The 26,212-nt window shown below is 74.5% G+C and carries 20 protein-coding genes; 10 read left to right on the top strand and 10 right to left on the bottom strand.

Going from position 1 to position 26,212, the window contains the following annotated elements:
* Positions 1 to 106 precede the first annotated feature (106 nt).
* Together ABTZ99_RS10740 and ABTZ99_RS10735 are read left to right on the top strand one after the other, a co-directional pair.
* On the top strand, positions 107 to 1,051 hold the full coding sequence (locus ABTZ99_RS10740) for an ATP-binding cassette domain-containing protein (protein ID WP_499610311.1): 945 nt from the start codon (positions 107 to 109) through the stop codon (positions 1,049 to 1,051).
* Complete coding sequence (locus ABTZ99_RS10735) at positions 1,048 to 1,860, top strand: ABC transporter permease (protein ID WP_498778964.1); 813 nt, start codon at positions 1,048 to 1,050, stop codon at positions 1,858 to 1,860. The genes ABTZ99_RS10740 and ABTZ99_RS10735 overlap by 4 nt, the downstream gene beginning before the upstream one ends.
* Before the next feature lie 142 nt (positions 1,861 to 2,002).
* On the opposite strand, the gene ABTZ99_RS10730 is transcribed toward ABTZ99_RS10735, so the two are convergent.
* Entirely contained in the window at positions 2,003 to 5,086 is a 3,084-nt protein-coding gene (locus ABTZ99_RS10730) for an ATP-binding protein (protein WP_499610308.1), read from the bottom strand.
* A gap of 384 nt (positions 5,087 to 5,470) precedes the next feature.
* On the opposite strand from ABTZ99_RS10730, the gene ABTZ99_RS10725 reads away from it, so the two are divergent.
* A complete protein-coding gene (locus ABTZ99_RS10725; protein WP_499610305.1) occupies positions 5,471 to 7,273 on the top strand; it encodes a Crp/Fnr family transcriptional regulator in 1,803 nt (600 codons plus the stop codon).
* A gap of 7 nt (positions 7,274 to 7,280) precedes the next feature.
* Here ABTZ99_RS10725 and ABTZ99_RS10720 read toward each other — a convergent pair whose 3' ends face one another.
* Positions 7,281 to 8,504 carry an FAD-binding protein gene (locus tag ABTZ99_RS10720; RefSeq protein ID WP_499610301.1) on the bottom strand — a complete coding sequence of 408 codons (1,224 nt, stop codon included), beginning with the start codon at positions 8,502 to 8,504 and terminating at the stop codon, positions 7,281 to 7,283.
* A 170-nt stretch (positions 8,505 to 8,674) separates the two neighbouring features.
* On the opposite strand from ABTZ99_RS10720, the gene ABTZ99_RS10715 reads away from it, so the two are divergent.
* Positions 8,675 to 10,477 (top strand): outer membrane protein assembly factor BamB family protein, encoded by a 1,803-nt coding sequence (locus ABTZ99_RS10715; RefSeq protein WP_499610298.1) that lies wholly within the window; start codon positions 8,675 to 8,677, stop codon positions 10,475 to 10,477.
* 174 nt (positions 10,478 to 10,651) lie between these two features.
* On the opposite strand, the gene ABTZ99_RS10710 is transcribed toward ABTZ99_RS10715, so the two are convergent.
* From ABTZ99_RS10710 to ABTZ99_RS10675, 8 genes are all read right to left on the bottom strand, one after another.
* Complete coding sequence (locus tag ABTZ99_RS10710; protein ID WP_499610295.1) at positions 10,652 to 11,059, bottom strand: carboxymuconolactone decarboxylase family protein; 408 nt, start codon at positions 11,057 to 11,059, stop codon at positions 10,652 to 10,654.
* 71 nt (positions 11,060 to 11,130) lie between these two features.
* Positions 11,131 to 12,648 carry a class I adenylate-forming enzyme family protein gene (locus ABTZ99_RS10705; protein WP_499610292.1) on the bottom strand — a complete coding sequence of 506 codons (1,518 nt, stop codon included), beginning with the start codon at positions 12,646 to 12,648 and terminating at the stop codon, positions 11,131 to 11,133.
* On the bottom strand, positions 12,645 to 14,036 hold the full coding sequence (locus tag ABTZ99_RS10700; protein ID WP_498778973.1) for a CoA transferase: 1,392 nt from the start codon (positions 14,034 to 14,036) through the stop codon (positions 12,645 to 12,647). Before ABTZ99_RS10700 ends, ABTZ99_RS10705 begins: the two co-directional genes overlap by 4 nt.
* 130 nt (positions 14,037 to 14,166) lie before the next feature.
* Positions 14,167 to 15,720, bottom strand: coding sequence for a class I adenylate-forming enzyme family protein (locus tag ABTZ99_RS10695; RefSeq protein WP_498778974.1), 1,554 nt, complete (start codon positions 15,718 to 15,720; stop codon positions 14,167 to 14,169).
* Entirely contained in the window at positions 15,717 to 17,039 is a 1,323-nt protein-coding gene (locus tag ABTZ99_RS10690; RefSeq protein ID WP_499610289.1) for a protoporphyrinogen/coproporphyrinogen oxidase, read from the bottom strand. Before ABTZ99_RS10690 ends, ABTZ99_RS10695 begins: the two co-directional genes overlap by 4 nt.
* Entirely contained in the window at positions 17,036 to 17,959 is a 924-nt protein-coding gene (locus tag ABTZ99_RS10685; RefSeq protein ID WP_499610285.1) for a UbiA family prenyltransferase, read from the bottom strand. Before ABTZ99_RS10685 ends, ABTZ99_RS10690 begins: the two co-directional genes overlap by 4 nt.
* Before the next feature lie 11 nt (positions 17,960 to 17,970).
* A complete protein-coding gene (locus ABTZ99_RS10680; RefSeq protein ID WP_499610282.1) occupies positions 17,971 to 19,098 on the bottom strand; it encodes a DegT/DnrJ/EryC1/StrS family aminotransferase in 1,128 nt (375 codons plus the stop codon).
* The gene (locus ABTZ99_RS10675; RefSeq protein ID WP_498779140.1) at positions 19,095 to 20,183 is read right to left on the bottom strand and encodes a DegT/DnrJ/EryC1/StrS family aminotransferase; all 1,089 of its coding nucleotides are present in this window, start codon (positions 20,181 to 20,183) and stop codon (positions 19,095 to 19,097) included. The genes ABTZ99_RS10680 and ABTZ99_RS10675 overlap by 4 nt, the downstream gene beginning before the upstream one ends.
* 298 nt (positions 20,184 to 20,481) lie before the next feature.
* Between ABTZ99_RS10675 and ABTZ99_RS10670 the strand changes: the two genes are divergently transcribed.
* From ABTZ99_RS10670 to ABTZ99_RS10645, 6 genes are all read left to right on the top strand, one after another.
* Positions 20,482 to 21,504 carry a Gfo/Idh/MocA family protein gene (locus tag ABTZ99_RS10670; protein WP_498778980.1) on the top strand — a complete coding sequence of 341 codons (1,023 nt, stop codon included), beginning with the start codon at positions 20,482 to 20,484 and terminating at the stop codon, positions 21,502 to 21,504.
* Complete coding sequence (locus tag ABTZ99_RS10665; protein ID WP_499610277.1) at positions 21,494 to 22,312, top strand: sugar phosphate isomerase/epimerase family protein; 819 nt, start codon at positions 21,494 to 21,496, stop codon at positions 22,310 to 22,312. The genes ABTZ99_RS10670 and ABTZ99_RS10665 overlap by 11 nt, the downstream gene beginning before the upstream one ends.
* 31 nt (positions 22,313 to 22,343) lie before the next feature.
* Positions 22,344 to 23,582 (top strand): M20/M25/M40 family metallo-hydrolase, encoded by a 1,239-nt coding sequence (locus ABTZ99_RS10660; protein WP_499610274.1) that lies wholly within the window; start codon positions 22,344 to 22,346, stop codon positions 23,580 to 23,582.
* Positions 23,583 to 23,681: 99 nt separating this feature from the next.
* On the top strand, positions 23,682 to 24,734 hold the full coding sequence (locus ABTZ99_RS10655) for an Ldh family oxidoreductase (protein ID WP_499610271.1): 1,053 nt from the start codon (positions 23,682 to 23,684) through the stop codon (positions 24,732 to 24,734).
* A complete protein-coding gene (locus tag ABTZ99_RS10650) occupies positions 24,731 to 25,762 on the top strand; it encodes a Gfo/Idh/MocA family protein (protein WP_499610269.1) in 1,032 nt (343 codons plus the stop codon). Before ABTZ99_RS10655 ends, ABTZ99_RS10650 begins: the two co-directional genes overlap by 4 nt.
* On the top strand, positions 25,762 to 26,181 hold the full coding sequence (locus ABTZ99_RS10645; RefSeq protein ID WP_498778988.1) for a DUF6917 domain-containing protein: 420 nt from the start codon (positions 25,762 to 25,764) through the stop codon (positions 26,179 to 26,181). Before ABTZ99_RS10650 ends, ABTZ99_RS10645 begins: the two co-directional genes overlap by 1 nt.
* Positions 26,182 to 26,212 lie beyond the last annotated feature (31 nt).

The raw sequence follows: 26,212 nt of genomic DNA, 5'->3' as shown, positions 1-26,212 counted from the left end.
CCGCCGGCCGGCACGTCCGTGACATGCGTCGTGACACGCGTCTGCACGCCCGATGACATGTCCGTCCCGGACCGTCGTCCCCGGACAACAGGGAAAGGGAACGGACATGGAGTACGCATTCGAGGCGGAAGGCCTGGTCAAGCGGTACGGCAAGACGACCGCGCTGGCCGGCGTCGACCTCGCCGCGCGACCCGGGACCGTGCTGGGGGTGCTCGGGCCGAACGGCGCGGGCAAGACGACCGCCGTGCGGATCCTGGCCACGCTGCTGCGGCCGGACGGCGGACGTGCCGCCGTCGGCGGGCTGGACGTGGTGTCGGACGCGGCGCGGGTGCGCCGGCTGATCGGGTTGACCGGGCAGTACGCCTCGGTGGACGAGGACCTGACCGGTGTGCAGAACCTCGTGCTGATCGGGCAGCTGCTCAACCTGCGGACGTCGCAGGCCAAGGCGCGGGCCGCCGAGCTGCTGCGCGACTTCGAGCTCGTCGAGGCGGGCGGGCGGCCGGTCAAGACCTACTCCGGCGGCATGCGGCGGCGGCTGGACCTGGCCGCGAGCCTCGTCGGCCGACCCGACGTGATCTACCTCGACGAGCCGACCACCGGGCTCGACCCGGCCAAGCGGGACGACATCTGGAACGTGGTGCGCACGCTCGTGGCCGATGGCGCGACCGTGCTGCTGACCACGCAGTACCTGGAGGAGGCGGACGCGTTGGCCGACGAGATCTCGGTCATCGACCACGGGCGGGTGATCGCGCACGGCACGCCCGCGGCGCTCAAGCGGATCGTCGGCGGGCAGACCGTGCTGGTGCGGCCCGCGGACCCGGCCCGGCTGGCGGACGCCGCCGCGGTGCTGGCCGAGGTGTCCGGGCACCAGCCGGAGTCGACCGCGCGGGGTGTGGTGACCGTGCCGGTGGCCGGCGACGCGGCGTTCACGGAGGTCGTGCGGCGGCTGGACCAGCGGCGGATCTCGGTGACGGAGCTGTCGTTGCGGCTGCCGAGCCTGGACGAGGTGTTCTTCACGTTGACCGGTGAGCACACGGAGGTGGCGGCATGACGACGGTGACGACTTCACCGGTGGTGGCTCGTCCGGCGGAGGCGCCGCGGCCGTTCGCCCTCGTGCGGCACAGCGCGGCGTTGGCCCGGCGCAGTCTGATCAAGACGATGCGGTCGCCGGAGCAGCTGCTGGACGTGACCTTGCAGCCGGTGATCTTCGTGGTGCTGTTCGTGTACCTGCTGGGCGGCGCGGTGTCCGGGTCCACGCACGAGTACCTGCAGCTGCTGCTGCCCGCGATCATGGTGCAGACGACCATGTTCGGCGGGATGGCGACCGGGGTGAACCTGAACACCGACATCGGCAAGGGCGTGTTCGACCGGTTCCGGAGCCTGCCGATCGGCCGGTCCGCGCCGTTGATCGGGTCGGTGCTGGGTGACCTGATCCGGTACGTCGTGGCGGTGGTGTCGCTGCTGGCGTTCGGCACGCTGATGGGGTTCCGGGTGGAGACCGGCGTGCTGCCCGCGCTGGCGGCGTGCCTGCTGGCGATCCTGTTCGCGTTCTCGGTGAGCTGGGCGTTCGTGCTGGTGGGGATGCTGGTGCGGACCTCGGGCGCGGTCCAGGGCATCGGGTTCCTGGTGATGTTCCCGCTGACGTTCGGCACGAGCATGATCGCGCCGGCGGAGACGTTGCCGGGGTGGTTGCGGTCGTGGGTCGAGATCAACCCGGTGACGCACGTGATGGACGCGGCGCGCGGCCTGATGGTGGGTGGCCCGGTGGCCGGTCCGGTGGCGTGGACGGTGGCCTGGTCGGCGCTGTTCGTCGCCGTGTTCGCGCCACTGGCCGTGCAGGCTTACCGCCGTCGTGCCTGAACCGCGGACTCCGTCTCGGGCGTCCTGAGCGTTCGACCCGGGTGTTCCGAACGCAGGGCACACCCGTTCCGGAGGTTGGCACGCGGGCGGTGGGTGTGGGCTTTCGTGGTCCGCGTCCGGCGCCCGCGTGCGCCCGTGAGGGTCAGGTGTCGGGTTGGATCAGGGCGATGGCGTCGGCGCGGTCGAGGGCCGCGCCGGTGGCGTGGGCGAGGTCGTAGGCGGCGTCGCCCACGTCGGCGCGCAGGCGGGCGACGAGGCGGGCCACCTCGGGGTTGCGGGCGTCGGGCGCGCCGCGCAGCTGCTCGGCCGCGCCCAGCGCCCTGGCCGCGTCGGTCGGGTTGCCGAAGTGGGCTTGCACGGCCGCTTGGGCGACCGCGACCCTGGCCAGGACCGGCATGTCCTTGGCCGACATCGCCTGCTCGAACGCCTCGCGGACGGCCACCACGGCCGCCTCGCGGTCACCGCGTTCCACGGCGAGGTGCGCACGGGATGTCAGGATCCGCGCGTGGAACTGCGGTACCACCAACGGCTCGCCCCGCAGCGACTCCCGCGCGGCGTCGTACTGCCGTTCCGCGTCGGCCAGGTCGCCCTCGTACCGGGCCAGGTCGCCGAGCACGAGCCAGGCGAACGCGACACCGCGCGCCGACCACGGCCGCGACGTCGGCTTGGTCAACGCCAGGCACTCGGCCCGGGCCCGCGCCACGTCGCCCAGCTGCACGCGCGCGGTGGCCAGCAGGATCCGTTCGTGGGCCGCGTCGTCGTCGGCGTCCAGTTCGGACAGCAGCCGGATCGACTCCTCCAGCGCCGCGATCGCCTCCTCGGGCTCGCCGAAGCCCAGGTGCGCCTCGGCCGCGCCGGTCAACGCCTGCGCCAGCGCGAACCGGTCGCCCACCTCGCGCAGCCCGGTGATCGCGGTGGTGACGTCCTCCCGCGCGCCGCGCAGGTCGCCCTCGTTCTCCCGCACCGCGCTGCGCACCATCCACAGCACGGCCCGCGCCCACGGGTCGGGCACCTCCAGCCGCCGGTCCACCGCCGCCAACGCCCGTTCCGCGTCGTCGAGGAACAGCCCGAGCATCGGCTCCAGCAGCACGAGCACCGGGTGTTCCTCGCCGGTGGACTCGGCGACCAGCTCGGCGAGCCGGGCGATGTGGTGGTCGATGTCCGTGAACCCGCCCGTGACCGCGTTGTTGACCAGCAGGAACGCGGACGCGACCTGCCGCGCCGGCGCGGGCGCGTCGCCCGGCACGGACAGCGCGAGGCGCAGCCACGGCACCGACTCGGCCCGGTTGCCGCGCATGGTCCAGAACATGCCCATCGCGGCGGCGAGCCGCACGGCCGTGTCCGCGTCGCCGCTGTCGGCGGCGAAGTGCAGCGCGGCGATCAGGTTGTCCCGCTCGGCTTCCAGCCGGGCGATCCAGGTCAGCTGCTCCTTGCCGCGCAGGTGCGGTTCGGCGGTCTCGGCCAGGTCGCGGAAGTACTCGGCGTGCTCGGCCCGCGCCGCGGCGACCCGACCTCCCTCGGCCAACCGTTCCAGGCAGTACTCGCGGATCGTCTCCAGCATCCGGTAGCGGGCGCCGTCCACGACCTGCACCAGCGACTTGTCGACCAGGGCCGCGAGCAGGTCGAACGCGTCGGCGCCGGCGAGCCGTTCGGCGGCCTCCAGGTCGAGCCCCGCCGGGAACACGGCCAGCCGCCCGGCGAAGTCCCGTTCCGGCTCCGACAGCAGGTCCCAGCTCCACGCCACCACCGCGCGCAGCGTCTGGTGCCGGGGCATGGCGGTGCGGCTGCCGCCGGTGAGCAGGCGGAACCGGTCGTCCAGGCGGGCGGCCAGCTGCTCGACCGACAGCGACCTCAGCCGGGCGGCGGCCAGTTCGATCGCCAGCGGGAGCCCGTCCAGCCGCCGGCACACCTCCGCGACGGTCCCGGCGTTGTCCGGGGTCACGGCGAAGCCGGGCCGCACCGCCGCCGCGCGTTCGGCGAGCAGCCGCACGGCCGCGTCACCGTCCAGCGGCGGCACCGGGCTGACCACCTCCCCGTACACGCCGAGGGGTTCGCGGCTGGTGGCCAGCACGCGCAGCCTCGGGCACCGGCCGAGCAGCTCCTCGGCGAACCGGGCCGCCGCGTCGACCAGGTGCTCGCAGTTGTCCAGCACGATCACGGCCTCGGTGCGCGACAGCACGTCCACCAGGCGGGTCATGGTGTCGACCGGCGCCACGGGCCGGTCGACGGCGCGCTGGTCGCGCAGGCCGAGCGCGCCGAGCACGGCGGGCGCCACGTCGTCCGGGTCGGTCACCGGGGCCAGCTCGACCAGCCACGCGCCGCCGGGCAGCCGGGCCGCGACCGTGGTGGCGAGGCGGGTCTTGCCCGCGCCGCCCGGTCCGACGAGGGTGACCAGCCGGTGGCCCGCGAGCTGCCCGGCGACCCGTTCGACGTCGGCGGACCGGCCGACCAGGCTGGTCAGCGGCAGCCGCAGGTTGCCGGCGCGCGGCTGGTCGGCGGGTTCGGCGCGGAGGATCTCCTGGTGCGTCTCGCGCAGTTCGGGGCCGGGGTCGGCGCCCAGTTCGTCGGCGATCCGGCGGCGGACCTCCTCGTAGGCGGCCAGGGCCTCGGCCGGGCGGCCGGTCGCGACGAGGGCGCGCAGCAGCAGGGCTTGCAGCCGTTCGCGCAGCGGGTGGCGGGCGGCGAGGTCGGTGAGCTCGGCGACCAGGTGCTCGGCCCGGCCGCACGCCAGGTCGGCCGCGGCCCGGTCCTCCACGACGGCCAGCCGCGTCTCGTCGAGGCCCGCGACGTAGCCGACCGCGAACGGCGCGCCCGCCGCGTCGGCCAACGCCGGTCCGCGCCACAGCGCCACCGCCTCCGCCGCCAGCCGGCGCGCGGTGGACGGGTCGCCCGCGGCCAGCGCGGCCCTGGCCTCGCGGGCGAGCCGGTCGAACCGGAGCGCGTCGACGGCGTCGGCGGGCAGGTCGAGCCGGTAGCCGCCGTGCGCGGACCGCAGCACGTCGGAGGGCAGGGCACGGCGCAGCCGGGACACCAGCGACCGGACCGCGGCCACCTCGTCGGCCGGGCGGTCGTCCGGCCACAGCGCGTCGGCGAGTTCCTCGGTGGTGACGACCCGGCCGGCGGCCACCGCCAGCCGGACCAGCAGCGCGCGCACCCTGGCGCCGCCGACCTCGATCGCCGTGCCGTCCGCCGTGACCTCCAGCGGCCCCAACACCCCCACCCGCATGCGATCACTGTGCCACGGCGGCCGGCGCGCGGCGCCGCACCCCACGGCCATTCCCGGCCGCCGGACGCGCGTCGGCACGGCCGGAAATCCGAGCGGTCCTCCCGTAGGGCGGGTCGATCTCGCCCAAGACCGGTCGCACGGGGTTCACTACGACAAAAAACTTGCACGGTTTTCCGCAATAGTGCGGATAACACTCGGACATCCGACCATTCGTACCGTAACAATGTCAGGGATGCGCTAACGAATGCCCGGAGCAACCGATATCGCCGCTATGGACGAGGATTCCACTCCGGCGGCACGAGTCCCCGCGGCCGAACGCCGGAACACGGCGTCCGAACGCAGGAACCGCGCCACCGCGGACCGAGCAACCACCTGGGGTGCCGGATGAACAGCCGAATGGTCGAACTCGAAGCAGTACTGGCCCGGTCCGCGCCGGACCGGCAGGCGGCCCGCCGCCTCGCGGTGGACCTGGCGCGGTCGCTGGACGCGCTCAGCGCGCGCCGCGACGTGGACCGCCTGCTGCGCTGCGCCGCCGCCCTGACCCGGATCGGCTCCGCCGACGCCGCGGACGCGTTGCTGATCGCCATGCTGGCGCTGGTCGACCCGACCGGGCCGGAGGCGTCACGGGTGCGCGACCTGCAGGCGCTGGCGTCGGTGGCCCGCGGTCGGCGCGAGCCGGGCACGACCGCGCCGCGCCAGGTGCGCCGCAGGCCCCCGACGACGGCGTTCGGCCGCGGCGCGCCGCTGCGCCAGGTGGTCGGCGACTTCCTCGACCCGCTGCCGGTGGCCGACCCGGTCCCGGTGGGGTCGGTGGCGGTGGCCGTGGAGCGGGCGAAACCGAGCGAGACGGGCGCGCTGGAGCTGGCGTTACAGCGCAACGCGGCGGTGCTCGGGTCGAACCACCCGCAGACGTGCGTGCTGCGGCTGAACCTGATGTGCGCGCGGTTCCGGATCGCCCGCGACCACGGTGACGCCGAGGAGGTCGCCGAGTCGTTGACGGATCTGCGCGACGCGACCGACCGGGCGCTGAACGCGCTGGGCGCGCACCACCCGCGGGCGCTGGTGGCGCAGGCGAACCTGGCGTCGGCGGAGTTCGAGCTGGCCAGGGTGCGGCGGTCGGCCGAACGGGCCCGGCTCGCCCTGCCCAGCCTGCGGTCGGCCGCGGACCGCACCGCCACCCGGCTCGGCGCCGACCACCCGCACTCGGTGATCGCGACGTCGAACCTGGCCTCGGCCGAGCTGGAGCTCGCCCACCTCGACGGCACCCGCGGCCAGTCGCAGCGGCTGCTGGACGTGGTGCGCGACGCGTCGATGCGGGCGGTGTCGGCGCTGGGCGCGGACCACCCGGCCGTGCGGGCGCTGGACGAGCAGCGGCGGGCGTGCGAGGCGTTGCTGTCCGGGGTGGGGCCCGATCCGTCGTTCGAGCGGGGGTACGCCTCGTTCGCGGACGCGGGCCGGTCGCTGGCCACCGCGAAGCCGAGCACGCCCGCGGCGCGGCAGCACGTGGCGACGCCGGAGTGGCCGCCGGGCACGTTGCTGGCGCGGCTGCGGGAGAGCAGCCGCCAGGAGCTGATGTCGCTGGGCACCACGGTCCGCTACGCCGCCGACCGGGAGCTCATCGTCCAGGACGCCACCGACACGCACGTGTTCCTGCTGCTCGAAGGCGTGGTGAAGGTGCTGGTCAACGACGCGAGCGGGGACACCGCGGTGCTCACCGTGCGGGTCGCGGGCGACCTGGTGGGCGAGCTGGCCGCCCTGGACCACAAGCCGCGGTCGGCGACCGTCGTGACGTGCGGTGACGTGTCGGCGAAGCTGATCACGAGCGCCGAGCTGCACGGGTTCCTGCACCGCCGCAACGACGGGTTCGTCGAGCTGATCGGCGTCATCGACGACCAGCTGCGGTGGGCCAACCGGCGGCGGCGCGACTTCCTGTCGCACACCGCCGCCGAGCGGGTGGCCCGCGTGCTGGCCGAGCTGGTCGGCGCGCACGGCCGCCAGGAGGTCGGCGGGTGGGTGCTCGGCATCCCGTTGACCAAGGTGGAGCTGGCCTCGATCGCCGGGATGAAGCCGCGCACGGCCGAGAAGGCGTTCGCCGACCTGCGCAAGGCCGGTGTGGTGGTCAGCCACCTGCGGCGCGACGTGGTCGTGCCCGACCTGGAAGGGCTGCGGCGGTTCGCGCGGTTGTGAGCGGCGCTTACGCGGTGAACCAGCCGTCGATCAAGGGGTTGCGGAAGGTGCGGGTGGGGTCGAGCTCGTCGCGCAGCCGCGCGAACCGCGCCCACTGCGGGTACCGCTCGCCGGGGTCGGCCAGCTCGAACAGCTTGCCCCAGTGCGGGCGGGGGCGCCACGGGCTCAGCGCCGCCTCGATCTTGCGGAGCACGGCGCGCACGGCCGCGTCGTCCGGGTGCCAGGTGAAGTGGAACGCCACGCTCGGCCGGTCGTGCACCGGGCTGAGCCACTGGGTGTCGGCGGCGATCGTGCGGACCTCGGAGGTCAGCAGCACGGGCGCGATCTCGGCGGACAGGTCGTTGAGCGCCCGCAGCGCGTCGGCCGCGTGCTCGCGGGCCACGAAGTACTCCGACTGCAGCTCGCGGCCGACGCTCGGGGTGAAGTCGGCGCGGAAGTGCGGCAGCCGTTCGTGCCACGGGCCGGGGACGCCGAGCTGGGTCGTGCAGTGCAGGGCGGGCTGGCCGGGCACCGGGTGCACCGGCTCGGTGGCGGGCGTCGCGCCCGTCCAGGTCAGGTCGTGCCTGGTGTCGGTCGTGCGGTGCTTGGCGAACACGTGGGCCACGCCCTGCCACGTGGTGAAGGCGCTGACGCTGTAGGCGCTGCCGAACACGGCGTCCACGTTCTCGACCAGGGCGTCGAACGGCATGTCCCGGTACACCCGCTGCTCGACGTCGAAGGTCGGCACGACGTCCAGCTCGACGGCCACCACGACGCCGAGCGAGCCGAACGCCACCACGGCGCCGTCGAAACCGGCGTCTCCCCTGGTCAGGGTGTGGATGGTGCCGTCGGCCGCGACGAGGTCGAGCGAGCGGACCAGGCCGGCGAGCGAGGGGATGTCGTTGCCCGAGCCGTGGGTGGCGGTGGCGCACGCGCCGATGATCGTGATGTGCGGCAACGACGGCATGGCGGGCAGGGCGAGGCCGGCGGCGTGCAGCCGTTCGGCGAGGCGGGCCAACCGCGTGCCGGCGCCCACCCGCACCGCCCCGTCGCCGACCTCGAACACCTCGGGCATCCGGTCGAGGCTGATCAGCGTGCCGTCGGTGTCGGCGATCGTGCTGAACGAGTGCCCCGCGCCGACCACGCGTGCCGCCCCGGCCGACCTGACCACGTCCTGGATTTCGTCGACGGACGTGGGGTGCGCGGTGCGCGCGGCGGAGAAGGTGAAGTTGCCTGCCCAGTTGGTGCTCACCGGGCAGATTCTGCCCCATCGCCACCGGGACGCCGCCGGTCGACCAACTCCACCTCGCCCGACTCCCTCCGCCCGCAGCCACCGCCCGCGATCACCGCCCACCGTCCCGATTACCGGGCGGGGCGGAACGGAATCCGGGTGCTCGCCGTCCCACGCGGGGAGGTGCCGAGATGCTGCGCTACCTGACGGTCGTGGGTGCGTTGTGCGCCGCGTGGGCGCCGTTCCGGTCGGGCGGGGTGCCCCGGCCGGAGGCGGACGTGACGGTGATCGGGTTGGCGGTGGGCGTCGTGCTCGCGGCCGCGTTGGCGGTGGGCGGCGGACGGTCGGCCCGGGTGTTCGCGGCGGTGGCGGGTGCCGGGTCGGCGGGCGCGGTGTGGTGGCTCCTGGTGTCGGATCTGCTGATCGGCTTGACCGGCGACGACCTGCCGGTGTTGGCGGTGGGTTCGCTCGCGGTGGCGGTCGGCGCGATCGGGTTGGCAGGACAGCGCCCGCAGCCGGTCGACGGCCCGGTGAACCAGCCGGCGCCGGTCGGCTCAGGGCAACCTGCCCCGCCGATCCGGAGTTCAGCGGAACACCAAGCGCCGGTCGCGGATGCCGCAGAGCACCCAGCCGGATCAGCCGGAACCAGGCCAGGACCGCAGGCCCAGCCGGCCGAAGACGATGCAGCGCAATCGACCGAGGGTGAACCGGCGGCGTCCGGCGATCACGTGACCCGGCAGGCCCGGTCCGGTGGGTGGCGGGTTCGGCCCGTCGGGGTGCTCGCGGTGGTTGTCGTCGTGGTGGCGGCGTTCCTGGCGCCGGTGGGGGCGCAGGCGGTGATCGTTCGGTCCGAGACGCGGGATGCTCGGGGGTTTCCGGCCGAGCCCTTGGTGGAGCAGCCCGGTGGGCGGCAGTGGGCTTGGCAGCCGCCCGCCGACGTGGTCGAGGTCGTGCCGGTCCTGCACGGGGTCGCCGTGGCCACGCGGGACGGGGCCGTGGTGGCGTTGAACGGCGCCGACGGGCGGGTGGAGTGGCGGTACGCGCGGCCCGGCGCGCCGATCGGCTCGTTGGTGGCGTCGATCGACCGGCGGACCGTCGTGGTGTCCTTCCGGTCCGTGCACGACACGAGGGCGCGGTCGGTGGTGGTGCTGGACGCGGACACCGGCGCACCCCGGTTCGAGATGGTGGTCCGGTCCGTGCTGGTGGAGACCGACCAGGTGATGCCCGGCACGCGGGTGTTGACGGTGCGCGACCAGGAGGTGATCACCGGCTACGACCTCGGCGACGGCGGCTCACGGTGGCACTGGTCGCCGCCCGCCGGTTGCACGTCGTGGTTCGGGCAGGTGGCGTGGGGCCGCACGACCGTCCTGGTGCCGGTGGAGTGCGCGGGCACGTTGGGTGTCACCGCCCTGGACGAGGTGACCGGTCGGGAGCGGTGGCGGCACGAGGTCCGGCGCGGTGACGCGAACGGCGAGCGGCAGGACATCCGGCTGCGGGCCACGCCGGACGGCGCCGTCGTGCTCTTCCAGACGTTCGGCGCGCGGGACACGCCGGACGCGGTGCCGAACGGACTGCTCGACACCGAGACCGGACGGGTGCTGACCCGGCCGGAACGACCGTGGACCGTGCGCGCCGATGCCGGAGTCACGCCCTTGGTGGAGCAAGCGGAAGCCGGTCAGGTCACCGACCTCCTCGCGCTCGACCCGACCACCGGCGCGACCACACCGCTGTCGATCGAGGCCTGTCCCCGGCGCACGGCGGACCTCACCACGCGCACCACCTACGTGCGCGCGTGCGAGGACAACGGCCGTGAGCTGACCGTGGTGACGCAGCCGTTGGACGGCTCGCCGCCCACGTCCACGCCGGTCCGCCTCGACGGCTCGGGCTCGCGTGGCCGCCGGGACGTCCGGCTCGTCTCCGCCCCCGGCGCGATCGTGGTCACCCGCACGACGTTCGGCGGCACGCCCGCCCCTGTGGTCGGCCTGAGGGGCTGACCACCATCACGCGAGCCCACCGCTGATCGCCAGCCGATTGCAGACGCCGACCACCGCCGCGACCCACACGACCGTCAGCGGCACGCCCACCCCGCACGACGGTCGGCGGCACACCCTCCCCGCACGTTCAGCAGCACGCCCGGCCCGATGGACGGTCTGAAGGGCTGACCAACGTCACCCGAGCCGGGCGCTGATCGCCAGCCGGTTGTAGGCGTTGACGACGGTCGCCACCCATACGACTTGCTGTGTTCGCACCTCGCCCACGGCGTGGATGGCCGCGTCGAGGACGGAGTCCGGCACGTGCCCGTCGTGCACCAGGGTCACCGCCTCGGCCAACGCCACCATCGCCCGTTCCGGCTCCGTGAACGCCGGGTCGGTCCGCCACGAGGAGACGTCACGCGTCTCCCCCGCCGCCACGGCCGCGTCGCCGTGCAGCCGGATGCAGTAGGTGCACCCGTTGAGCTGCGAGCACCGCAACCGCAGCAGTTCGACGAACCCGACCGGCAGGTCCACGTCGCCCACGGCCTTGGTCAACGCGCCCAACGCCGCGAACCCCGGCCCGGCGAACGGATCAAGTCTCATCGACACCACCTTTCAAGAGAATCCCGGAACATCCCTCACCCCGGCCGCGTGCCGACCGACCGCCGGCCACGTCAACCCGGAAGGCCCAGCGCCTCGCCCCCCGGCCGTTCGGCACCGTGCCGTTCGGCCGCCAGCCGGGTGACGGTGGCGAGGCAGACCTTCCCCGTCCGGCCCAGCGGCAGTTCCGGCACCACCACCAGGCGTTCGGGCAGCTTGCGGCGGCTCAGGCCGCGGTCGAGCAGGAACGCGGTCAGCTGCCCGAGCGACGGCGCGGGTCGGCCGGGGCGCACGGCCACGCACGCGCACAGCCGCTCACCGAGGTCGGCGTCCGGCACGGGCACGCACGCCACCTCGGCCACCTCGGGGTGCCCGTCCAGCGCCCGTTCCACCTCGGCCGGGCTGATGGTGTACCCGCCGCGGATCACCACCCGCTTCAGCCGGCGCACCACGTGCAGGGTGCCGTCGGCGTCGATGAACCCGGCGTCGCCGGTCCGCACCCAGCCGCCCGGCAGGCGGTGCCGCCGGTCCAGCTCGGGCGCGTCGACGTAGCACAGCGGCGTCATCGGCCCCAGCGCGCAGATCTCGCCGTCCACCAAGCGGATGTCGGTGACCGCCGGGTCGGGCCTGCCCACCCCGTGCTCCGGCGTCGCCGTGTGGCAGTTCACGCCGTCCGACGACCCGTAGATGTTGATCACCGGGCAGCCGAACGCCGACCGCACCGCCGCCGCCGTCCCCGGCGTCAGCACGTCGCCGCTCGACACCACCGCCCGCACCGACGTCGTGTCCACAGTGGACGCCAGCGCCGCCATCCGCCGCAGCATCGTGGGCACGCCGAACACATGCGTCGGCCGGTGCTCCGCCACCACGCGCAACGCCGACGCCGCGTCGAACCGCCGCACGAGCAGCACCGTCCCGCCCAACCGGCACAGCGTGATCGCCGCCCCGAACGACCCGAACGCCGACGCCAACGGCACCAGCACCAGGTCGCGCGGCACCGCCGTGGCGCCGTGCACCGCCCGCACGTAGTTGCCCCGACCACCGGCGAACGCGTTGTGCGAGTAGGCGACCAGCTTCGGCGCGGACTCCGACCCCGACGACACCAGGATCCGCGCCGGAGCCTCCGGGTCGACCGCCACCGGCGACCACGGCGGCGCCTCCCGGACCGGGTCGGAAGCCGCCAGCAGAGCCTCCGACACGTCCGTGATCACCGTGCTCACCACCGGCGAACCCGTGCCCGCCACCGGCGACACCCCGTCGGGCAGGTGCACCGCCACACCGCCGACCGCCGCCACCGCCAGTTCCGCCACCACCCCCTCTCTCCCGTTCGGCACGTCGACACCGATGATGTCGGACGGGCCATAACCACGGAGTAACCTCGCCTGCCACCTCACCGCCCGGTCCAACGACGCGTAGTCCAACGAGCCGGCGGAGTCGATCACCGCCGTCCGCCGGGGGTGCGCGGCCACCCGCTCCCGGAACAACGAGTACAGGTCCCGGTCCGGGCAGTGACCGGCCGCCACCCAGGACCGGCGCAGCGCGGCGGGCACCAGGTCCCGCACCACCACCCCGGTCGACGACGTCCACGTCATCCGAACTCCCAAGCCGACCTCGGCACCACGCACCCGTCCGCCACCAGGGCCCGCGAGAACCGCCGGTCCCGCGCCAACCCCGCCAGGTCCGTGCACACCGGCACGCTCAACGGCGCCGTGCACCGCCGCGTCGCCCGCGCGTTCAGCCGCGAGGCCGCCGACAGCAGCGACGACGCCACCGACTGCCCCGTCCCCGACCGGATCCGCCCCGCGAGGGCGTCCACGACACCGCGGGCGCACACCACGCCGCCGAACACGTCCACGATCGTCATCAACGACGGCGGCACCCCGGCGTGGGCCTGCACCACGAAGTCCGTGCCCAACGGCGGTCGCGGGCCCAGGGCCTCACCCCAGCCGGACGCGTGCGCGTACACGATCCCGGGCCGCACCCTGGCCACGTCCCGGGCCCGCAACGACCAGGCGGCGGCCTTCCCCGGCCCCCAGTTGTGCAGGAACACGTCCGCGCCAGAGGCCAGCTCCAGCAGCTCACGCCGCCCGGCCACGGTCGCGAGGTCCACGGTCACGACCCGTTTGCCGCGGTTCAGCGCGTGGAACCGGGCGGACACGTCACCGGCCATCGGCGGCACCCCGCGCAGCGGGTCCCCGCCCGGCGGCTCGACCCGCACCACGGACGCGCCCAGCTGCCACAGCAGGTGCCCGGCCATCGGCCCCTGCACCCGGCGGCACGACTCCAGCACCACCATCCCCGACAACGGCAACGCGCCCGCGCGCGGCGACCCGACCGGCCCCGCACCCGCGCCCAACGGCCGCACGACGTACGGCGGCACGTCGTCGACCGCCCGGTGCGCGACCCGCACCAACGTCATCCCGGTCGACGCGGCGACCCGTTCCAGCCGCACGATCGGCAGCCGCGCGGTCAGCCCGGTCAGCTCCGGCGGCAACGGGCACGTCGCCGTGGCGAACCGGTGCTGGAAGGGCCGCCACGCCGACGCCACCACTCCCGCGTCGGCGTCCAACGCCGCCCAGAACCGCCGCCACACCTCGGCGTCCAGCGCCTCGACCTCGAACGCCACCCCGTCCGCGGACAGGAACGGCGGCCCGCCGACACCCGCCGGCACCGGGTCCGGCTCGTCGGCGGTGGCCGCCGCCAGGTACTGCGACACCGCCAGCAGCGCCGCCTGCGCGACCGACGTGGACACCGCCTCCAGCGGGACACCGCGCGACCGCGCCACGTCCAGCGCCGACACCCCGATCGCGTCGAGTTCGGCGGCCACGATCGAGGCGTAGTCCAGGCCGAGCGCCGTCGGCCGCCCGAACCGCCTGCCGTGCACGTGCATGATCCCGCACGCCGCCTGCACGTCCAGCTCACCGCCCAGCGGCAGGTCCACCGGCCCGGACCACGGCACCGCCGTCAACGTCGACGTCATGCCGACCGCCCGGGAACGGCGCGGACGACCGCCGTGGGCGGGAACCCCGACGCCCGCCACCGGTGGAGGTCACCGCGCTCGTGGACCGGGGACACCTCGGTGACGTGCGCGTGGCCGAACGCGGAGGTGGTCACGTCCACCGCCCGCTGCCGTGGGTCTCGGCGGTGCCGGCCAGCCGGGTGAGCAGGTCGAGCCTACGCACCTTGCCGGTGCCGGTGCGCGGCACCTCGTCCCAGGCCAGCACGTGCGGGTCGGCCATCGGCGGCAGGTCGGCCACCGCCCGCCGCCACGCCACCGGGTCCAGCGGACCGGACGTCACCAGCACCGGGATCGGCGGCCTGCCGGGCGTGCCGAGCACCACGCACTCGACCACCTCGGGCAGCCGGTCCTCGACCAGGTCCTCCACCCGCAGGCAGCTCAGCCCCGGCACGGCGTCCACCTCGCGGTCCAGCAGCCGCACCGCGCCGCCGCGGGTCAGCACCCCGAGGTCGCCGGTGTTCCACCACGGCCCGGTGTTCTTGGCGTGCCACCGGTCCTGCTCGCCGACGTACCCGGCGCAGCGGGCCGCCGTGCGGGCCAGCACCAGGCCGCTGTGCCCGCGCGGCACGGGCGTGAGCGTCACCGGGTCCACCACCCGCAGCCGGGTCCGGCCGGGCACCGGACGTCCCAGGTCGCGGGCGTCGGGCGAGCGGTCGAGCGCGCGGCGGGTGAGGAAGCGGAACGTCAGCGGACCCGTCTCGGTCTGGCCCCAGCCCTGCATCCACAGTGGACGCCTGCGCCGGGAGGCGTGCAGCATCGCCCGGATCGCCGGCGGGTGCATGGCGTCGTAGGTGCTGACGAACAGCCGCACGTCGCGGAACGGGTTGTCCGGTCGCGCGGCCGGCGGCTGCCACCGCACGTAGGCCGACGGCAGCGCCTCCACGGTCGTCGGCCGGTGCCGGGCCAGCACCGGTGCGGCCGACTCGGGGTCGCTGAGCAGCACGACCTTGCGCGGCGCGAGGCAGAACACACTGGCCGTCCAGCAGAACGTGCGGCCGTGCGCGTAGGAGCTCGCGTTGGCGACCACGTCGTCACGGCGCACGCCGATCACGGGCCAGCGCACCGCCTCGAACCGGGCCAGCCGGTGCACGATCGTGCGGGTCGTGTGCACCACGAGCTTGGGCACACCGGTCGTGCCCGAGGTGTGGTTGATGATCAACGGGTCGTCGTCGTGCCTGCGGCGGGGTGCGGGCACGCGCGCGCCACGCACGTCGTCCAACGTCAACGCGCCCGGCACGGGCGAGCCCAGCGACAGCACCCGCCGCGCCAGTCCGACCGGCGGCACGCGGTCGGTGACCAGCACCGCCGGGTCGAGCCGCTTGAGCAGGATCTCCAGCACGTCGTCGGGGAGGTGGCCGGACAGCAGCGCGGGCACCGCGCCGATCCGCACCGCCGCGCACGCGAGCAGGTCGTAGTCGTAGTGGTTGCGCTTCACCACCGCGACCCGGTCGCCGCGCCGCGCGCCCGCCTCGTACAGCCAGGCGGCGGCCTCGCGGACCAGCCCGGCCAGCTGCGGCACGGTGTAGTCGACCCCCGGCCCGTACCCGGCGGGGAGGATGTCGAACGGCCGGTCCAGGTGCACGGTGGTGTGCGTGCCGCGCGCCGCGACCTCGTCGAACAGCGTGCCCATGTCGTGCGGCTTCATGCGGGTTGCCTCCTCGTGCCGGTCCCCGGGGACGCGGCGTGGACCCGTGCCGCGGCACGGCGGCCGGCTCGCACCGCCGCCTCGCTGCACGGGGTCAGGGTCACCCAGTCGCCCGCGTGGTCCACGACCCCGCCGAGACGGGACGCGAACTCGCCGCGCAGCGCCAGGGCGTGCGGTGTGGCTTCGGGCAGGCCGTGGCGGAACCGGTGGACGACCGACCCGGTCACGGCGGCACGCAGGCCGGGCACGAACCGCTCGGCCTCGGCGGCGAGCGCGGACACCACGTCGTCGTCGGTCGCGTCCAGCAGCGCCGGTGCGACGGCCGGGGCGGCGATCACGGTGACCAGGCCGCGGCCCTCGGGCGCGCGGTCGGGGTGCTTGAGGTGGTCGAACAGCACCACCGACACCGACGTGCTCTCCGACCGCGGCACGGCCAGGAGGTACACCTCCGACTCCAGGCGGCGGTCGAGCATCAGGTGCAGCTTCACCATCGGGGTGAACGTGCAGGCGTCCAGGAACGACCGCTCGTGCTCCGGCGGGTTGACGTAGAGCCGGCGGGCGACGGGCGCGGGCACGGCCAGCACCACCGAGCGGGCCCGCCACTCGGCGCCGTCGCCGGTGATCCGGGCGTACCCCGGGCCGGCCAGGACCTCCCGCACCGGGAACGACGTGGTCACGTCGAGCGGTGCGGCCAGCGCGCGGGCCACCACGTCCATGCCGCCGTCGTAGGTGCGCCACGCCGTGGCGGGGCCGATCGCGCCGAGCAGGGCCAGGAACGGCGCGGCGGCCGAGCGTTCCGGCTGCCACCCGAAGAACCCCGACACCACCGGCTGGCACAGGTACTCCAGCACGTCGGGGTGCTGGGGCGCGCAGAACTCGGCGACGGTGGCCGTGCCCACCCGGGACGCCTCGGGCCGTTCGGTGTCGAGCCCGCTCCTCTTCGCCAGGCCGCGCGTGGCGCGCGCGAAGTCCAGCCGGGCCCGCACGGACAGCCCCGCCCCGGTGACCAGGCCCGACGGGTGCGCCAACCCCCGCCGCACCCGCCCGCCGCGCCACACGCCGAGCTGCCGTCCGATCCTGGGCACGTCGTCGAGGCCCAACCGCCGCAACAGCTCCCACGTGTGCGGGTAGCCGCGGCCGGAGATCTGCTCGGCGCCGGTGTCGACCACGAACCCGGACTCGTGGCGCGTGGCCATCCGGCCGCCGACGTGGTCGGCGGCCTCGAACACCCGCACCTCGCGCCCCGCCCGCGCCAGCTCGTGCGCCGCGGCCAGCCCGGCGATCCCCGCGCCGATCACCGCCACGTCGAGGTCGATCACCGCACCACCAGGTTCACCACGACCAGCGTCACCACGGTGACCCGGTGCACGTCGATGCCGATCCGCCGGGCGCGCAGGATGTCGCCCTCGCCGAACCCGACGCGCAGCTGCCTGGCGCGCAGCAGGATCGTGGGCAGCAGCGCGAGCGGGAACCACCACGGGCCGCCGACCAGCGGCAGGGCCAGGACCAGCAGGAACTCGCACGCCGAGACCGCGCGGACGAAGCGCCGGTTGCCGGCGGGCGAGGTCAGCGCCGCCACCGTGGGCCGGCCGACCCGCCGGTCGCCCGCCACGTCGTTGGTGTTGGAGTAGACGCCGAACAGCAGCGGCCCGAGGCCGAAGATCAGGGCCTGCACGACCACCACGCCGTCGATCCGCCCGGTGACCAGGCCGTACGGCGCGAGCACCAGGGCCCACCCCAGCGCGGCCAGGAAGAACTCCTGGAAGCCGTGGTAGCTCAGCTTCACGCCCCACGAGTACTGCAGGGCGAAGAAGTAGGTGACCGCCACCAGCACGACCGTCCACACCGGACGGTGCGGCGCGAGCGCCAGGGCGCCGAGCCACACCGCCGCGCCGACCGCGGCGGTGATCAGCGCGAACCGCAGCACCTGCGGTTCGGTGAGCGTGCCCGCGACCAGCGGTTTGCGGTCGAGCTTGCGGGCCGGCGCGTCCGGCGCGTAGTTGACGGTGTCGCTGCCGTCGCGGTAGCCGGTGAGGTCGTCCAGCGCGACCATCGCGACGATCACGAACACCTCGCCGACCAGGAACACGCCCATGGTGGTGAGCACGCCGACGTCCAGCCGCAGCGCGGGCGCGAGCAGCGCCCACACCACCAGGACGCCGAGGTAGTAGTCGACGATGTCGAGCTTGGCCAGCTTCACGTACGCGCCCCTGGACCCGGGCGCGATGGCGGTGGTCATTCGAGGTCTCCTCAGCCGTGTGCGCCGGACGCGGCCGCGAACCGGCACACCTCGTCGGCGATGTGTTCCACCTGCGCGTCGGTCAGGTGGGGGTGGATGGGGATGGCCAGTTGGCGTCGTGCGGCGGACGCGGCGGCGGGCCAGTCGCGGCCCGGCTGGGCGTGCCCGGCGAACGCGGGCTGGCGCGGCAGCGGCGCCGGGTAGTAGACGTGCGAGCCGATGCCGTGCGCGGCCAGGTGGTCGCGCAGCGCGTCACGCCGGTCGGCCAGCAGCGAGTAGACGTAGAAGCAGCGCCCGTCCCGTCCCGGCGGAGGGGCGAGCACGCCGCGGCCGGCGAGGTCGGCGAACCGCGAGGTGTAGTACTCGCCGATCCGCGCCCGCCGTGCCAGCCGGTCGGGCAGGGTGGCGAGGCGGCGCAGCTGGAAGGCGGCCATCACCTCGTCGAACCGGCTGTTGTAGCCGATCCGGTGGTGCACGAACCGGTGCACGCCGTCCTGGCCGTGGTTGCGCAGCATCCGGACCTCGCGGGCCAGCGCCGGGTCGCCGGTGACGACCATCCCGCCCTCGCCGGGCATGCCGAACGTCTTGACCTGCACGAACGAGAACACGCCCGCGTCGCCCCAGGTGCCGGCGGCGCGGCCGGCGAGCACACCGCCCTGCCCGACCGCGGAGTCCTCCAGCAGCCGCGCGCCCGCGTCGGTGGCGATCCGCCGCAACGCGGGCATGTCCGCCATCACCGAGAACACGTGCGCGGGCATGATCACCTTGGTGCGCCCGGTGACGAGCTTGTCCACCTCGGCCGGGTCGACGACCATCGTCCACGGGTCGACGTCGGCGTAGACCGGCGTCGCGCCCAGGACCGACGGCGCGGACGCCAGCGGCGCGCACCCGTAGGCGGGCACGATCACCTCGTCGCCCGGACCGACGCCCATCGCGTGCAGCACCAGCGTCAACGCCGCCGTGCCGCTGCCGCACGCCACCGCGTCGGCGACGCCGAGCGAGTCGCGCAGCACCGCCTCGAACTCCGCGGTGCGCGTGCCGAGGATGAACCGCTGGTCCGGCGTGAGGCCGACTTCCTCCACCACCTCCAGCAGCAGGTCGCCGTCGAACAGGTCGGGCGGGAAGAACGGGATCGTCACGCACGCTCCCCGAGGTAGAAGGAGCGGATCGCGGCGCACACCCGGTCGACGTCGCCGAGCGGCAGGTCCGGGTACAGCGGCAGCGCGAGGGTGCGGCGGCAGGCCTCCTCCGCGCGGGGGAAGTCGCCGGGCCGGTGGCCGAGGTGCGCGAAGCACGGTTGCAGGTGCAGCGGCGTCGGGTAGTAGGTCTCCGTGCCGATGCCGTGCCCGGCCAGGTGCGCGGCCAGTTCGTCGCGCCGGTCCACCTCGACCGCGTACACGTAGAAGACGCCGCGCACGCTCCCCCGCCGCGGCAGCACGGACGGCAGCTTCCGCACGCCCGGCACGCCGGCCAGGCCGTCGGCGTACCGGCGCGCCAGCACCGCGCGGCGGCGGATGTCGGCTTCCAGCCGGTCCAGCTTGGCCAGCAGCACGGCGGCCTGGACGTCGTCCATCTTGCTGTTCACCCCGACCGCGCCGGCGCCGGTGGAGATGCCGGGGAAGTTGTCGATCGTGCGGCCGAACCGGCCGTGGTGGCGCAGGGCGCCCGCGGTCTCGGCGACCACCGGGTCGTTGGTGATCACCGCGCCCGCGTCGCCGAGCGCCCCGAGGGTCTTGGTCGGGAAGAACGACAGCACTCCCCCGGCGCCGAACAGGCCCGCGTGCACCCCGTCGTGACGCATGCCGATCGCCTCGGCGCTGTCCTCCACGACGGTGAGGTCCAGCCGGCGGGCCACCTCGGCCAGACCGGTCAGGTCGGCGAGGTGGTGGAACAGGTGCACCGGCATGACGAACCGGGCGCGCGGACCGGCGACGGCGGCGACCGACGCCGGGTCGAGCCCGTAGCCGTCCGGCTCGATGTCGGCGAACACGGGTTCGCCGCCCGCGAGCACCACCGAGGACGCCGACGCGATGAACGAGAACGCGGGCACGACCACCTCGTCGCCGGGACGCAGCCCGCACGCCCTCAACAACAACACCAGCGCGTCCGTGCCGCTGTTCACGCCGACGACGTGCGCGGCCCCGGTGTACGCGGCCAGCGCCCTTTCCAGCTCCAGCACTTTCCGCCCGTGCGAGTACTTGCCGTTACTGATGACTTCCACAATGTGCCGTCGCGTTATCGGCCACAATCCGGAAAATGTCGCCGATTGCGTGAAGAATGGCACGGTCAGCGCACTCACCTCCGCGGTCACCGCTTCCGGGGGTGAGCGTATGGCAGGTCACCGGGCCGGCGGCCGACCACCGGCCAGTTCACTCTTCCTGGTCAACTCGCCCTCGTGGAGTTGACATACCTTCGCGATTGGGACAACGTCGGGGCCATCAATTGCGAGCTGACATCGCTCATTCCCGATGCCTTCGAGACCGGACGAGACAAGACGGGGCTCAATAGTGCGCACACTCGTCGTGGGACTGGGCCGAGCCGGTGCGGAACTGCACCTGCCGGTGCTGGCCAGGGCGCGGACCTCGGTCCGACAGCTGTTCGACGACCGACCCATCGTGGCGTGCGACCCGCGGCGGCTGCCCGCGGAACGACCCGGCCTGGCGATGGTGGGCAGCCTGGCCGAGGCCGCCACCCTGCTGGACCCGGGCGACACGGTGGCGCACGTGTGCACACCGCCGTCCGTGCGCGCCGAGGTGATGACCGAGCTCGCCGAACGCGGGTTCCGCAACCTCGTCGCGGAGAAGCCGCTCGCCGCCGACACCGACGACCTGGCCAGGGTGATCCGGCTGCGCCGCAAGTACGGCCTGCGGATCGCCGTCGTCGAGCCGTGGCTGACCAGCTCGCTGACCTCGCGGCTGATGGAGCTGGTGCGCGGCGGCACGCTCGGCGAGCCGAAGTCGATCTCGATCGTGCAGAACAAGCCGCGCTTCCGCCGGTCGCTGACCAGGCCGAGCCACCTGACCGCGTTCGACGTGGAGCTGCCGCACGGCGTGGCCCTGGCGCTGCGGCTGGCGGGCAGCGCGCGGGTCACGCACGCGGCAGGCTACGACCTGACCGTGGGCGACGTGGTGGTGCCGCGGATGGGCGGCGCCCGGATAGGGCTGCGGCACAACAGCGGCGTGCGCACCGAGATCAGCTCGGACCTCACCTCGCCGGTGCGGGAGCGCCGGATCACGGTGGAGTTCGAGAAGGGCAGCGCGGTCGGCCACTACGCGGTGAGCGACGACGACGACCACGCGCAGCTCACCGTCACGCTCAACGGGCGGCGCGAGCACGAGGTGCTGCGCGACGACTCGCTCACCGAGTGGGTGCTGCGCGCCTACCGGCTGTTCCACGCGGCGGGCGACCAGCACGCGCGGGGGTTCTCGTTCGCCACGGACGTGGTGCAGCTGCTGTCGGTGGCCAAGAACATCTGCGCCGAGCCGGTGATCCCCGCCGCGCGCGGCGAGGTCTCACCCGGCCCGGTGGCCGCGCATGTCCGCTGAGCCGGTGCTGGCGGGCATCGCGGACGAGGCCGCGCCGGACCTGGCGGGCCAGTTGGCGGTGCTCGCCGAGCTGGGCTGGACGCACCTGGAGCTGCGCACCGTGGACGGGCGGGCGGTGGCGGACCTGGACGACGACGAGTTCGCGGTGGTGGCGAAGGAGCTGGCGGCGCGGGGTGTGGGGGTGGTGTGCCTGGCCTCGCGGATCGGCGGGTGGGCGCGGCCGATCAGCACGCCGTTCGAGGACGACCTGGCCGAGCTGGACGTGCTGCTGCGCCGCTGCGCCGCGCTGGGCACCCGGTACGTGCGGATCATGTCCTACCCGAACGCGGGCCTGTCCGAGCGGCGGTGGCGCGACCGGGTGATCACGCGGGTGTCGATGCTGGCCGAGCTCGCCGGGGCGGCGGGGGTCGTGCTGCTGCACGAGAACTGCTCCGGCTGGGCGGGCGCGAGCGCGGCGCGCGCGCTGGACCTGCTCGACGCGGTGGACAACCCCGCGTTGAGGCTGCTGTTCGACACCGGCAACGGCGTCGCGCACGGCTACGACGGGTACGCGATGTTGCGCGAGGTGGTCGCGCACGTCGAGCACGTGCACGTGAAGGACGCGTCGGGTGACCGGTTCGTGCTACCCGGTTCGGGTGACGCGCGGGTGGCCGACTGCGTGGAGTTGTTGCGCGCGAGTGGTTATCGGGGCGCGTGGTCGTTGGAGCCGCACGTGTCGCTGCGCCCGCACGAGTCGGGCGCGCTCGCACCGGACGCGGCGCCCGCGTTCGTGGCGGCCGGTCGGGCGATGGCCGGGCTGGTGCGGTGATCGGACCCTGGGCGGCGAGGGGAGCCGTGCGGTGATCGGCGAGGACCGCGACTTGTTGCTGCGGCTGCTGGCGATGCCGACCGCGGGTCCGCTGGAGACCACCGACGAGGTGTGCCTGTGGGACGCGGTGCACGCGTACTCGGAGGCGGCCGAGTGCTTCGGGATGCGCACCGTGCACCTGGGTCCGGCGCGGGAGGCCGACGTGCTGCGGCACGACGTGCCCTCCGTGGTGCGGGAGGCGATCGCCGAGGACCCGGACTTCCTGGCGCGGCAGCCGAACCTGGTGCTGCGGGTCGGCCAGGCCGAGCCGGTGGTGATGTTCAACGTGCACCTGGACACGGTCGCGCCGTTCGAGCCGGCCGGGTTCGACGGCGTCCGGTTCCACGGCCGCGGCGCGATCGACGCCAAGGGGCCCGCGGTGGCGCTGCTGGCCGGTGTCCGTGCCGCGATGACCGATCCGGCGGTCGGGCGGGACGTGAGCGTGCTGATCCAGGCGGTGTCCGGCGAGGAGGGCGGCGCGATGGGCGTGTTCGGCACCCGTCCGCTGGTCGAGGCCGGGTACCACGGCAGCCTGAACGTGTTCTGCGAGCCGACCGGCCTGCGCTACCTGCCCCGCTCGACGGCCGCGATGACGGCGTGCGTGCAGGTGCGCGGCGAGGACGCGATCGACGACCAGCCGCAGGCGGGGCACAACGCGTCCGTGCTGCTCGGGTTCCTCGCCCAGCACCTGGCGGGCGCGCTGGCCGGGCGGGTGCCGGACGGCCAGGTGTGCGTGGCCGGGCTGCACACGGGCCGGATGCACAACCGCGTGTACGGCGGCGGCGAGCTGCTGCTGAACCTCTCCTACGGCAGCACGGCGTCCGCGCGGGTGCTGGCCGTGGCGCTGGACGCCGCGCTGCGGGAAGGGCTGGCCGAGTTCACCGCCCGCTTCCGCGGCGTGCCGCCGTTCCACCGCACGGCCGTCGACGCGGCCCTGATCACCCGGCTGGTGTGGCGCAAGCGCGGGCTGCCCGCGCTGCCGCCGCAGGACCTGCCGCTGCTGGACGGCATCGTGCCGCGCTGGCCCGCGCACGAGCCCGCGTTCACCTGCGACGCGATCTGGCTGGCCGACGTGCCGGGCGCGCACACCGCCGTCCTCGGCCCCGGAACGCTGGAGGGCAACCAGGCCCACGCGCGCGGCGAGCACGCCGACGTCGCCGACCTCGACCGGTTCGCCGACGTGGTGCGGGACATCGTCGTGAGGTTCGCGCGGAACGCAGGAGCGGCCTAGTGCCCGTTCGCCGGCCGTCGTCCGGTGGCGCGGTCACCGCTCCGCAGTGAGGGCCACGCGAACCCCGTCAACTCCGAACAAGGAACAGGAAGCTGGAACATGACCGTCCTGGTGCCGTATCCGACCCTGCTCGACACCGTCACGGGTGTCTTCCGGGCGCGGGGTGTGCCGCCGGACCGGGCGGCGGTCGCGGCGGAGGCGCTGTGCCACGGCGACCTGACCGGGTCGAGCACGCACGGGCTGGTGAACCTGACCCGGCTGTACCTGCCGCTGTTCGACTCCGGGCGGACGGAACCGGCGGCCGACATGGCGGTGATCGCCGACCTCGGCGCGTCCGTGCTGGCCGACGCGCGTCGGGCGCTCGGGTTGTGGTCGGCGTCCCAGGCGGTGGAGCTGGCCTCGGCGCGGGCGGCGCGGTACGGGATCGGGATGGTGACGTTGCGCGGTGCGACGCACATCGGCTGCGCCGGGTACCACGCGGCACGTGCGGCGGCGCACGGCATGGTGGGGCTGATCGCGTCGAACTGCGGTGGGCAGCGCATCGCACCCGCGCCGGACGGCCGGGAGCCGTTGCTGGGCACGAACCCGCTGGCGCTGGCCTGCCCGGCGGGCGACCGGCCGCCGTTCGTGCTGGACATGAGCACGACCGTGGTGCCGACGGGCCGGGTGCGGGCGGCGGCGAGGGCCGGTGAGCCGATCCCGCCGGGGTGGCTGGCGGCGGACGACGGCACGTCGGTGACCGACCCGGCGGCGTTCGACCGGGGTGACGGGCGCCTGCTGTGGCTGGGCGGGACGCCGGAGACGGGCGCGTACAAGGGTTTCGGGCTGGGTCTGCTGGTGGAGGTGCTGGCGGCGCTGGTGCCGGGTGCGGCCATGGGGCCGTTGTCGTCGGTGTCGCGGGATGACGACATCGGCGTGATGGCGCTGGTGTTCGCGCCGTCGGCGCTGCGGCCGGGGTTCTGGGAGGACGCGGCGGCGTTGTTCGGCGCGGTCGCGGGCGCCAAACCGGTCGATCCGCGCAAGCCGGTCAGCTACCCCGGTTGGCACGAGGGCGAGCGCGCCCGGTGGCGGCAGGTGCACGGCGTCCCCCTGCCGGACGAGCTGTACGAGGAGCTGCGCTCGATCGCACCTGCCCTGCGGGCCGCCGGATGACCGGGCCACAGGCGCCGGAGTCGAGCGGTTCGCGGGCGGACGAGCCGGGATCGAGCGGTTCGAGGGCGGCCGAGGGGGCGGCGGGCGGTTCGCAGGAGGGTGAGCCGGGATCAGGCGGTTCGCCGGAGGGTGAGCGGGCGGCGATTCGGGTCGGTGTGGTCGGGTTGGGGGTGATCTCGCGGTTCTACCTGGCCGCGATCGCGGCCTCGCCGCGCTTCGAGCTGGCCGCCGTGTGCGACCTCGACGAGCGGGCGTTGGCGGGTCACCACGTGCCCGCCTACCGGTCCCACCGGGCGATGCTCGACGCGGGCGGGTTGGACGCGGTGGTGGTGACGGCGCCCAACGACGTGCACGCCGCGGTCGCGTCGGACGCCGTCGAGCGTGGCCTGCCGGTGTGCGTGGAGAGACCGCTGGCCACGACGCTGCGTGACGGGTTGGCGGTGGCCGAGGCGGCACGGGCGCGCGGAGTGGCGTTGTTCACCGCCTTCCACCGCCGGTACAACGCGAACGTGCTGGCGTTGCGCGACAAGCTCACGGGCGCCGCCCCGATCGTGGAGCTCACCGTGCGCTACCTGGAGCGGATCGAGGAGCACGTGGGCGAGGACCGCTGGTACCTGGACCCGGCGCGGTCCGGCGGCGGGTGCGTGGCCGACAACGGGCCCAACGCGCTGGACCTGGCACGGCTGTTCCTCGGCGAGCTGACCCTGGAGTCCGCGCGGGTCACCCGGGTGGACGGCATCGACCGGCAGGCGGTGCTGCACGTGCGGGGCTCCGCGCCGGCGGTGGTGGAGTTGGACTGGTCGCACCCCGGCGAGACCAAGGACGTGACCGCGAGGCTCGCCGACGGGACCGTGCTGCGGGCGGACGTGCTCGAGGGCTTCGAGGAGTTCAAGGGCTCGCTGTGGCACGAGTACGAGGCCGTGCTGCGTGACTTCGCGTCGGCCGTGGCGGCGCGGTCGGCGTGGCGCGACGGCGGGTTGGCCGCGCTGGACCTGGTGGACGAAGTGTACCGACGAGAGGGTGAGTGATGCTGGAGGACGGCGAGAAGCGGGCGGTCGGCAGCCGGGTCGTCAAGGTGCTGGCGCACCGCCGCGACGACCGCGGGATGAGCCTGGAGCCGTTCGCGAGCCGCTGCGTGCGCCGGGGCGAGGTACACGAGCTGGTGACCACCGACCACGAGGACACGGCGGCGGGCGCGCGGATCGACCGGGTGGCCTTCCTCGGGTTCGTGGAGATCGTCAACGCGGGCGTGATCGACCGCGGAGACGAGGTGTGGTGCGACGGCGAGCTCGTCGGCGAGGTGCTCGGGTTCGACGCCTGCCACCACCCGAACCACTACAACATCCTCATCACCACCCCCGTGCCGCGCACCGGGCCGGAACTCGGCCTGCGCCCCGAGGTGGACGTCCTGTTCAGCCCGGCGGTCGTCGCGGTCCCCGCGTTCTGACCGACGACGACGGCGCCCCGGGAGATCCTCC

Source organism: Actinosynnema sp. NPDC002837 (assembly GCF_040295345.1).
Classification (GTDB): domain Bacteria; phylum Actinomycetota; class Actinomycetes; order Mycobacteriales; family Pseudonocardiaceae; genus Actinosynnema.
This window is presented reverse-complemented; position numbering and strand designations above follow the sequence as displayed.